The organism is Gordonia sp. ABSL11-1 (genome assembly GCF_030315685.1).
In the GTDB taxonomy this organism is placed as follows: domain Bacteria; phylum Actinomycetota; class Actinomycetes; order Mycobacteriales; family Mycobacteriaceae; genus Gordonia.
The window spans coordinates 74,896-84,201 of sequence record NZ_JASXSI010000024.1; the positions used below are offsets into that span (position 1 = coordinate 74,896).

Sequence of the window (9,306 nt, forward strand, 5' to 3'; positions counted from 1 at the left end):
CGAGTGGACAGCCGAGATCTCACTGGACGGCCTGCCCAAGTCGGCTCCGTGGTCGGCAATCGTCGAGATCGGAGGAGATCGGTTGGGTATCGAGGTCGTTGACTCCCGGCTGAGAGTCGTCGACGACATCGGCATCAATGCCAGCTGGGACTTCGAGTACGTGCTCTCGAAGCAGGAGTGGGACGAGTTCTGCGCTATACCGCCGGCACGCGGGTTCACAAGCGCACAGGCGATCGTGGCCACGCAGGGTGCCGACCGAATTCGTGGCGATAGAGCGACCTGGGCCCGGGGGGCCGCCGTCATCGACAGAGTGTTGGAAGCTTGTCGACGATCGGCACACGATGCCCAACCCGCCCCCGCGACAAGCCCTGCCCCCAATCGCCCGGCCCTGGGGGTAGGGCCTATCACCGGCCGCTACATTCACCTCGATGTGGAAGGTTCCCGTCGCCGGATCTACTTTGAATCCGCTGGTCAAGGTCCCGCCATCGTGTGTCTGCATACCGCTGGCGCGGACTCACGCCAATATCGCTACATGCTCGAAGACGGTGAACTCACCGAAAAGTACACGGTGTACGCCTTCGACATGCCGTGGCACGGGCGTTCCGATCCGCCGGACGACTGGGAATCCACCAGGTACGCACTGACCACCGACACGTATGCGGCGACGGTCCTTTCCTTCATCGAGGCGCTCGACATCCACACTCCCATCCTCGTCGGCTGCTCCATGGGAGGGGCTATCGGCTTGTACCTCGCCGCTCATCATGGCGATCTGTTCTCAGGAGTGTGCGCACTGGAGGGCGGGCTCGGTAACCCGCGACGATTTGTGGAGTGGACCAACAGAGCCGACGTAGACCACTCCACCTTCCTGGTCAGCTGGGTGGGAGGCCTGATCGCTCCCACGAGTCCCCGTGGTCCCCGGACGCAGACCCTCTGGGGCTATGCACAATCCGGACCTGGCGTGTACCAAGGCGATACGTACTTCTATTCGCACGATCTGCCTCGTCGTGTCGTTGACATTCCGCAGGCATCGTGTCCGCTGTATGTCTTCAGTGGGGAGTACGACTACTCGGCCACGACTGAGATGAGTCGTGACGCCGCGGATCGTCTCGGTGGTGAGTTGATCGACATGCGGACCAAAGGTCATTTTCCGATGTCGGAAGATCCCGTCGGTTTCGCCCGATATCTCTACCCCGTACTGGAGAAGATCTCCGGCCGCGAGCACGGATGACCCCCGATATCGACTCCCTCAGACCAGCCTCGACCACCCCGGTCCCGATCCGAGAAATGGTTCATACACATGAGTTCCATCCCCGGCACCCCATCCCAGGGCAGACACCCCACCGACCGACGTGTGCTGTTCGCCACGGGGATCGGCAACTTCATGGAGTGGTTCGACTTCGCCGTGTACGGGTTCTTTGCTGTCAGTATCGGTAAGACGTTCTTCCCTACCGGGAACGCAACGACATCATTGCTGTCGACGCTGGCGGTCTATGGAATCGCGTTCCTCATGCGTCCTGCGGGCGGCCTGTTCTTCGGTTCCATCGGCGATCGCCTGGGCCGTCGAAAGTCCTTGTCACTGGCTGTCGTGATGATGGGGACGGCGACCGCATTGATCGCAGTGTTGCCGTCGTATGCGGCAGCCGGACTTGTGAGTCCAGTCCTCCTCGTTCTTCTTCGTGCCGTGCAGGGCTTCTCGGCTGGCGGTGAATGGACCGGATCCGCCGCCTTCATCATCGAGAACGCTCCGGCGAATCGCAGAGGTGTGGCTGCGAGCATCGTACCGGCAACTGCCGCCTTGGCCGTTGCTGCCGGGGCTGGTACCGCACTGATCATCAACACGGTCATGAGTGCCGACGCCGTCGACAGTTGGGGTTGGCGACTTCCGTTCCTGGCAGCCTTTCCGATGACGATCGTCGGTCTCTACATGCGGTTGAAACTGGAAGAGACTCCGGTCTTTCGGGAGATGCAGGAGTCCGGCACAGTCGAGGTGGCACCGCTGAAAGGCGTGGCTCGCAGAGACTTGCGATCGCTCGGGATCGCGTTCGCGTTGGCGAGTATCACGGTGCTGGGCTTCTACTATCTCGCGACCTACGTGACGACGTTTCTGACGGTGACGGTGGAAATGCATCGAGTGGATGCTCTGGCAGTTGTTGCCACCGGTGCCCTGCTGTACGGATTCTTGTGCCCTCTTGCCGGTGTGGCATCCGATCACGTAGGGAGACGGCCCATCTCACTCGCCGGTGGCGCCGGTCTCGCCATGATCGCCATCCCTGCATTCATGCTGATGGCAACGGGCCGGCCGATGCTCGCCGTCATCGGAATCGTGCTGTTCGGAGTGTTCGAGGCGATGCACAATGTCACGACGACGGTGATGTTGATCGAACTGTTTCCGCCCGATGTGCGGGCAACAGGTAGTGCCACCGGCTACAACCTGGGTGCCGCGTTGATCGCCGGACCCGGACCGGTCATCGCCGCCGCACTCGCTGCAGCGTATCCGGGAACGGCGGCACCGGCAGCGTATGTGGTTCTGGCCGCTGTCGTCGCCACTGCCGTGCTATGGCGATGGTTACCCGAAACCCGTTGGAGAGAAATAGGTTTAGGAGACCCATCAACCTCCGGGAAGAAAGATACCGAGGTCACACGGTGACCGCGTGCCATCGTGTTTGCATGCGAAGGAGGGCTATCCACCTTCGTCACGATTGTGGAAAGGAAGGCCTATGACACATATCATCCACGGCCAGAACGAGTCTGCGGTTGTCGACCTGTTCATTGATGGCAAGTCGGTACCCGCATCGAGCGGCCGAACGTACACCACTGTCGACCCGTATACCGGAGCTGCTGTCTCGGTGGTTGCCGACGCTGACACGTCCGACGTCGACGAGGCGGTGGGTGCGGCCCGCCGAGCGTTGGGCGGACCTTGGTCCAGTATCACCGCGCCCGCACGCGGTCAGCTGCTCGTCCAGTTGGCCAGACTCATCCGGCGCGATGCCGAGCACCTCGCATCCCTCGAAACCAAGGAGAACGGCAAACTGCTCCGGGAGATGGCTGGACAGGTGGAAGGTATAGCCCGCTGGTACGAGTACTTCGGCGGCCTGGCCGACAAGGTGCAGGGGGAAGTCATTCCGACGGACAAACGTAACTTCCTCGTGTACACCCAGAAGGTACCGGTCGGTGTCGTCGCAGCCATCACGCCGTGGAACTCACCACTGCTGTTGTTGACCTGGAAGCTCGCGCCCGCGCTCGCCGCGGGGTGCACAGTGGTTGTCAAACCGAGCGATTACACGCCGTCTTCGGCCGTGAAGCTCGCTCAACTCGCTACAGAGGCAGGCTTTCCCCCAGGGGTCATCAACGTGGTCACGGGGCGGGGCGCAGAAACCGGCAAAGCGCTTGCCGCCCATTCCGATGTGGACAAGGTGGCGTTCACCGGATCAACGCACGTCGGGCGTGCCGTTGCTCACGCGGCAGCTGATCGATTCGCCCGCGTCACATTGGAACTCGGTGGCAAGTCGGCGCAGATCGCCTTCGGTGACAGCGACCTCGACGCAGTAGCCAACGGGGTTATTGCCGGAATCTTCGCCGCGGCAGGTCAGACATGTATGGCTGGTTCTAGACTCCTGGTGCACCGGGAGATCGCCGACCGCCTCGTTGCCAAGGTCGTCGAACGAGCCGAACGAATTCGGCTCGGCGATCCAACCGCTGCCGACACCGAGATGGGTCCGTTGGCAAACAAGCAGCAGTACGAGAAGGTTCTCTCCTACTTTGCGCGAGCACGTGAGGAAGGCGCGACATTCGCCACCGGGGGAGCGGCCGCTACGGAGGTCGGCAGCTACTTCGTTCAGCCCACCATACTGACCGACCTCGTCCCGGGGTCGTGTGCCCTCACCGAGGAGATCTTCGGACCCGTTCTATCGGTCGTCGCCTTCGACACCGAGGACGAGGCAGTAGAGCTCGCCAACGGAACCGAATTCGGTCTTGCCGCATCGGTGTGGACACGTGACGTGTATCGCGGGCATCGTGTGGCCGGGCGACTACGCGCGGGAACGGTATGGGTCAATGCGTATCGCACAGTCGCCCCGCAGGTTCCATTCGGTGGCTTTGGTGCGTCAGGTGTCGGTCGCGAAAGCGGTATCAAAGCGGTGGAGTCCTACCTCGAGGACAAGGCCATCTGGGTGGAGTTGTCTGGGCAGACACGTGACCCTTTCACCCTCGGATGATTCGTCGACGAGGTGGGGAACCGTTGAGTGACGACGAGTACGAGATCGTCGTGGTCCGCTACGGCTCACGTGACACTCTTCGCAGCAAGGTCTTTCTCAACTATGAGGTGTATGGGGAGGCGGACGGACCTATCCAAATGGACTACTACTTCTGGATAGTCCGCAATGATCGCCGAACCTTCGTCGTAGACACCGGATTCAGTGAGCATGAAGGACTCCGGCGTGGGCGGAGTCAACTCGTGCCGCCGGGGGATGCTCTCGCATCCCTGGGTGTGCAACCAAACGCCGCCACCGTCGTAGTGACGCACGCCCACTATGATCATGTCGGAAACCTGGATCTCTTTCCGCGGTCGCCGCTCATAGTGCCGTCCGCCGAGTACGCCTTCTGGACAGGTCCGTTCGGGCAGCGCGAGCAGTTCAAACATGCAGTCGACGAGAACGACATCGAACATCTGAGGCGCGCGCATCACGAGAATCGACTGCGCCTTCACACGGGGTCGGCGCTGCTCGCTCCCGGAGTTCGGATGATCGAACTCGGTGGGCATTCGCCCGGCCAGTGCGTGTTGACGGTCAACACATCTGAGGGGATGGTCCTGCTGGCCTCGGACGCGACGCACTTCTACGAGCAGATCGAACGTGACATGCCCTTTCACATCGTGGCGGATCTGCAAGCCATGTACGCGGGATTTGATCAGATGAACGAGCTTGTGCAGGAGAACGATGCGATTCTGATCCCCGGCCACGATCCGGCCGTCCTCGAACGACACCAACCGTACTCGCGAGAGTTTGCGGGGCTCGCAGCGGTGATCGGACGGCGGCAACCGGTCGCGCGATCAGATGCGGCAATGCCTGCGTCCGCCGGCTGACATCACCGAAACATTCTCACCGAAGGGGACTTCATGTTGTACGAGCTTGCGACACTGTCACTGAAACTGAATACGATCAACCAGGCGCTCCCACGGCTAGCCGACTACGCTGATTCGGGTACCACTCACGGTCGTCTCGTGGGGGCCTGGGAGACAGAACATGGAGTCATCATCACCCGACTTCTCGTTCTTCGTGAATTCGACGATGCGCAGCAACTCGCTCACGAGCGCAGTCATCTGTTCGCAAGCGACAATCCATTCGGAATCGGCGAGTTCCTCGACGCGTTCACCGCCGAGACGTATCGTCAATTTCCATTTCTCGATGATTCGATTCAGACGGGAACTTACGGCCCTGTCTATGAGTTCCGGACGTATCAGCTGAAGATCGGAGGCCTCGCTCCAACCATCGCTGGCTGGGAAGCGGCACTTCCGGAGCGGGCCAAACTCTTTCCCTTGACTACCGTCATGTACGCCGTCGACGGGCGCCCTCGCATCACTCACATATGGCCTTTTCCAAGCCTTGATGAACGACTCGCTATCCGACGAAAGGCAGTCGATCTGGGCATCTGGCCACCAGTGGGCGGGCCCGAGAACATTGCCCATGCCACATCGACCATCGCGATACCCGCCTCAATATCGCCGTTGAAATGAACCCCTCCAACATCAACATAGGAAAGGCTTGAAAGAATGTCCAGAGACATATACGAGACCGGCTTGAGTATTCGTAAGGCGGTGGCCGGTGAGAGCTATGTCGACCAAGCGCTCAACAATTCCGATGATTTTAACCGTGATTTCCAATATCTGGTGACGGAGTATTGCTGGGGCGCAGTGTGGGGGCGAGAGGGTCTTTCGCACAAAACGCGAAGCATCATCAACATTGCTATGATCGTGATTCTCAACCGGCCGCACGAACTCAAGCTGCACGTGAAAGGAGCGCTGCGTAACGGCGTGTCGCGAGAGGAGATCAGAGAAGTCCTCATGCAGGCCGCCATCTACGCCGGTGTGCCAGCGGGTGTGGACGGATTCCGCATCGCGCGCGAGGCCTTTGCCGAACTCGACGCAGACAGAGGCGGTGCCGCATGAGCGCAAGGTCCAACGCCAACAATGCCGCGGTGGGCTGGGTGGGGCTCGGAAACATCGGCGGCCCCATGGCGCAACGGCTGGTGCAGGCAGGTATTCAGGTGGTCGGCACCGATGTCGATCCCGCCGCACTCGAAGACTTCGCCCGGGCGGGTGGACAAGCGGTCACATCGCTTCATGAGGTCGCGGCAGAAGTCGAGACGATCTTCCTGAGCGTGCCCAACGCCTCCATCGCGAGAGATGTGACGTTCGGCGACAACGGAATTGCCAAACATGGTCGAGCATTGCGTCATATCGTCGATCTCTCCACGATCGGCGCCGAAGCGGCCAGGTCTCTCGCAGCCGACAGCGATGCTTCTGGGTTGGCCTGGATCGATGCACCGGTCAGTGGGGGTGTCGCCGGGGCTTTGCAAGGCGCACTGAGTATCATGACCTCCGGGCGGGCTTGCGCCATTGACGAGGTCACGCCCTTCCTGGAACACATTGGGACCGTTTACAGAGTGGGTGACAGCGCCGGTCAGGGTCAGGTCATGAAGCTCGTGAACAACTACCTGTCGGCTGCCGCACTGGCGACGACGTCGGAGGCGCTCGTTGTCGGCGTCGCCGCGGGTCTGGCACCCGCAACCATGCTGGAGATCGTCAACGTCAGCAGCGGTCGCAACAGCGCCACTCTTGACAAGTTCCCTCGGGCTGTGGTCCCACGGTTGTTCAACCTCGGGTTCTCCGCAGGACACATGACGAAGGACGTCGGGCTGTTCACGGAGCAGGCGAGGCAACTCGGAGTGCCGCTATGGGTTGGATCGTCGGTACATGAGATCTGGGATTATGCCTCTCGGCACAACGGGCCGGATTCCGATTTCAGCATGATTGTTCGACCTTACGAGCGGTGGGCCGAGGTTGAGGTGGGCGACGGTATGTCCGCGACTGATGCGGGGGAGTGACAGCGAGTCCGGCGTACCGACCAGCCGTCTCCTACGGCGGTTGAGAGCGGAACCCGGATTCGATCGACCGATAGCTCGAACCGGCGCCCCTGCCGCGGGTTCGTTCGCGGCGAGCTGAGGAGAACCGTGAGGAAGAGCCGGGACAGCAACGTGTTTCGCGGAAGCTCCTCGACGGTGACTCAAGAGGTCGCAAGGTCGCTGACCGATCTGAACTCCATGCACATACCAACAGAGGTCCAGCAGAAGGTGACTACTTGTCTTCTCGACTGTCTCAGTTGCAGCTTCGACAGCCTGACGGTCCCATGGAGGACGGCTCTCGACAGGTACATCGTCGATCGCTCCGGCATCGCTCAAGCCCGCCATTGGGGAACTGGCGGTCTTGTCTCGGCCGAGGACGCCGCATTCGGCAACAGCGCTTTGGCACACAGCTTGATCCGCGACGACGTACACGTATCGAGCAGCACCCATATCGGAGTTCTGGTTCTACCTGCGGTCCTCGCACTTGCAGAGAGGGAGCGATGGTCGGGCAAGGCGGTTGTGCGCGGAATCGTCGCCGGCTATGAGATGGCCATCGCGTTGGGATCGGTAATTCAAGATCTGGGCGCCGCGAAGCATTTTCGTCCGTCCGGGGTGAACGGAGCGTTCGGTGCCGTGAGTGGCGCTATCGCAGCGGCAGAACTGGATGAGCCCACCGCCGTGAGCGCACTCGGTTTCGCTGTCAACGCGGTGTCTGGATTCAACGAGTGGCCATGGTCCGGTGGCGAAGAGGTTTATGTCCACACCGCCGTGGCGGCCCGAAGCGGGGTATTGGCATTCGACCTGGCCCGCTCTGGGTTGAGATCCTCGGCCTCCGCTCTGGACGGACGGGACGGACTGTTCCAAGCACTGGGAGCCGCCAGCGGACCACAGCTCATGTTTGAGCGCTTACGGGCCGTACGCCGAGATGGCCCAAGCGGGCTCCAGCACGTCCGTCACAAGCCCTACAGCGGGTGCAATTACATTCAGAGCCCGATAGCGGCCGCCCTCGAGGTGCGTCGGAATGTCGTAGATCGGGTGCAGCAAATCAGTGCGGTGACTATCGGAACTTCCCGTCGGGCGCGTGACTACCCGGGATGCAACAACCGGGGACCGTTCACTCGACTGCAACAAAGCAAGATGAGCATGCAGTACGCGGTGGCCTCGGCCCTGGTCTGTGGGCGCGTCGACGAGCAAACGTATACGAGATATTCAGATCCTGCCATCGTTGATCTGGCTGCGCGTTGCCGAATCGAGATCGACCCCTCAATAGAGGCGGCGGCACGGAGCCGTTCGTCCGACAAGCAACCAGCCCGAGTTCAGGTGCAATTCTCCGACGGAGAGACGGTTACAGCCTCGGTCGACGACGTTCCTTGGCTCGACGCGTCCTCTGTGGAGCTGCGTTTCCGACACGCGGCGGCCGGCGCACTCGAGCCCGACCGCATCGACCGGATAGTCGAACTAGTATCGCATCTCGGGGAACTCGAGGATTGCGCGGCGCTCTCGGCGGCTGTGGCAGGCCCCAAGAGACCAGGCGGTTCCAGGGCGGGTCATACTTGCCGGTGATCAATCGGTCTCGCAGCCCACGGATGATGCCGGTGGGCGCACCGGACAGCGTAGGCGGCCGGGCTATAGTAGGCCAGCACTGAGTGCCTGTGTCGGTGGTCGTGGTCGACTGTGAGGTCTTCGATGACTACGCGGACGTCGAGCAGGTGGGCCAGAAGTTGCGGTTCGGGGGAGCCCCAATCAGCTGGTTCAACCACAGTCGCCTCATGCACCGCCTCGGACGCATTCCACCCGCAGAAGCCGAGGACATCTATCATGCTGGAGTGGCCAACCCGCCGGTCGGTTCACACACAACCGACGGTGCATGAAACCCGGGACGCTTCAGTCACCGTCAGACTCAGGCGGTTGGCTCCGACCATGCTGTAGCGCTCGAAGACCATTGTCGAACAACGAACGTCACCGACGTTGAGGTCGCTCGAGTCCTCGAAGCTGGCCGACGAACTACCGGAGAGTACGCCTCGGTGGATTGCGCGTACGACTTCGTCGAAGTCGCCGGTGAATGTGCGCTCGTGTTTAGCCATGTGCTCTGTCTCCGGGTCGGCGTGGTGCTGTGTCAGCAACTTGCAAGCGGTCAGGGTGAGGGCCACGCCGGCGATTGGGGCAGAGTGGGAAATCCTTCATCGC

The 9,306-nt window shown here is 61.4% G+C and carries 9 protein-coding genes; 8 read left to right on the forward strand and 1 reads right to left on the reverse strand.

Annotation, left to right across the window (positions count from 1 at the left end; all coding sequences use genetic code 11):
• Positions 1-82: 82 nt before the first annotated feature.
• The 8 genes from QSJ19_RS21805 to QSJ19_RS21840 all read left to right on the forward strand — a co-directional run bounded on the left by QSJ19_RS21805 (position 83) and on the right by QSJ19_RS21840 (position 8,682).
• Positions 83-1,228, forward strand: coding sequence for an alpha/beta fold hydrolase (locus tag QSJ19_RS21805; RefSeq protein ID WP_286323093.1), 1,146 nt, complete (start codon positions 83-85; stop codon positions 1,226-1,228).
• Between the two features lie 123 nt (positions 1,229-1,351).
• Positions 1,352-2,647, forward strand: coding sequence for an MFS transporter (locus QSJ19_RS21810; protein ID WP_286323094.1), 1,296 nt, complete (start codon positions 1,352-1,354; stop codon positions 2,645-2,647).
• Between the two features lie 70 nt (positions 2,648-2,717).
• Positions 2,718-4,214, forward strand: coding sequence for an aldehyde dehydrogenase (locus QSJ19_RS21815; protein ID WP_286323095.1), 1,497 nt, complete (start codon positions 2,718-2,720; stop codon positions 4,212-4,214).
• A 50-nt stretch (positions 4,215-4,264) separates the two neighbouring features.
• Positions 4,265-5,080 (forward strand): N-acyl homoserine lactonase family protein, encoded by an 816-nt coding sequence (locus QSJ19_RS21820; protein WP_286323096.1) that lies wholly within the window; start codon positions 4,265-4,267, stop codon positions 5,078-5,080.
• A gap of 33 nt (positions 5,081-5,113) precedes the next feature.
• Positions 5,114-5,731, forward strand: a complete 618-nt coding sequence (locus QSJ19_RS21825; RefSeq protein ID WP_286323097.1) for an NIPSNAP family protein — start codon at positions 5,114-5,116, stop codon at positions 5,729-5,731.
• A gap of 36 nt (positions 5,732-5,767) precedes the next feature.
• Positions 5,768-6,163, forward strand: a complete 396-nt coding sequence (locus QSJ19_RS21830) for a carboxymuconolactone decarboxylase family protein (protein WP_286323098.1) — start codon at positions 5,768-5,770, stop codon at positions 6,161-6,163.
• The gene (locus QSJ19_RS21835; protein ID WP_286323099.1) at positions 6,160-7,101 is read left to right on the forward strand and encodes an NAD(P)-dependent oxidoreductase; all 942 of its coding nucleotides are present in this window, start codon (positions 6,160-6,162) and stop codon (positions 7,099-7,101) included. The genes QSJ19_RS21830 and QSJ19_RS21835 overlap by 4 nt, the downstream gene beginning before the upstream one ends.
• Positions 7,102-7,227: 126 nt before the next feature.
• On the forward strand, positions 7,228-8,682 hold the full coding sequence (locus QSJ19_RS21840) for an MmgE/PrpD family protein (protein WP_286323100.1): 1,455 nt from the start codon (positions 7,228-7,230) through the stop codon (positions 8,680-8,682).
• 284 nt (positions 8,683-8,966) lie between these two features.
• On the opposite strand, the gene QSJ19_RS21845 is transcribed toward QSJ19_RS21840, so the two are convergent.
• On the reverse strand, positions 8,967-9,269 hold the full coding sequence (locus QSJ19_RS21845; RefSeq protein ID WP_286323101.1) for a DUF6054 family protein: 303 nt from the start codon (positions 9,267-9,269) through the stop codon (positions 8,967-8,969).
• Positions 9,270-9,306: the final 37 nt, after the last annotated feature.